Source organism: Candidatus Hydrogenedentota bacterium, from assembly GCA_016791475.1.
In the GTDB taxonomy this organism is placed as follows: domain Bacteria; phylum Hydrogenedentota; class Hydrogenedentia; order Hydrogenedentales; family JAEUWI01; genus JAEUWI01.
In genome coordinates this window covers 1-639 of sequence record JAEUWI010000286.1, presented here as the reverse complement: position 1 = coordinate 639, position 639 = coordinate 1, and the positions used below count along the sequence as shown (strand labels likewise).

Sequence of the window (639 nt, the reverse complement as noted above, 5' to 3'; positions counted from 1 at the left end):
GCAGCACGTCGATGGTGCCGCGCTTCGTGATCTCGCCCTGGAGCCGCGCCAGGAACTTGCGCCGGGTCGGCCCGTCCTGGCCGATATCGAGCGTGTCGCAGACGTCGGGTTGCGTCTCGCCCAGGAAGGCCGAGATCTGTGCGAGGTCCACGCAGTACTCGCGGTCGTAGTCGCCGGGATCGCCGCAGATCCAGCCCGCGCCGTAGGCGGCCGGGCGCTCGCGGATGGCCTCGGCCTTGACAGTCCCCGGATCGCAGGCCGCGCCGGCGAGCGCCGTGCAAATCAACCGCTCAAGCCCGCGCTCGGAGGTGTCGGTGGTCAAGCCTCGGCCTCCTCCGGCGCGGCGTCGGTGTCATCGGCGCCTGCCTCATCGGTCTCGCCCTCGCCCTCGCCCTCGCCCTCGCCCTCGATCTCGTCGAGCGGCTCGGACTCTTCGGCCTCACCCGGCAGTCGCGCCGCCGCCTCGCGCACGTCGAGCTTGCCGGTGACCACGTCGGCGATCAGGCGGGTTCGGTACTCGCGGAGGAGATCGATTTCCCGAAGTGCCGACTTGATCGCCGCTTGAAGCTGCTCCGTGGCTCTATCGGCGAAAGCAACAATTGCCTTCTGCTCTGCAACCGGAGGCACGATCGAGCGAAC

General features: G+C 69.5%; 2 protein-coding genes. Both read right to left on the bottom strand.

All coding sequences use genetic code 11. The features are described 5' to 3' along the window. Positions 1-322 (bottom strand): type I restriction endonuclease subunit R (locus JNK74_29230; protein ID MBL7650260.1); only part of this gene is annotated, 322 nt, incomplete at its 3' end. After that, positions 319-639 (bottom strand): hypothetical protein (locus tag JNK74_29225; GenBank protein MBL7650259.1); only part of this gene is annotated, 321 nt, incomplete at its 5' end. The genes JNK74_29230 and JNK74_29225, both read right to left, overlap by 4 nt.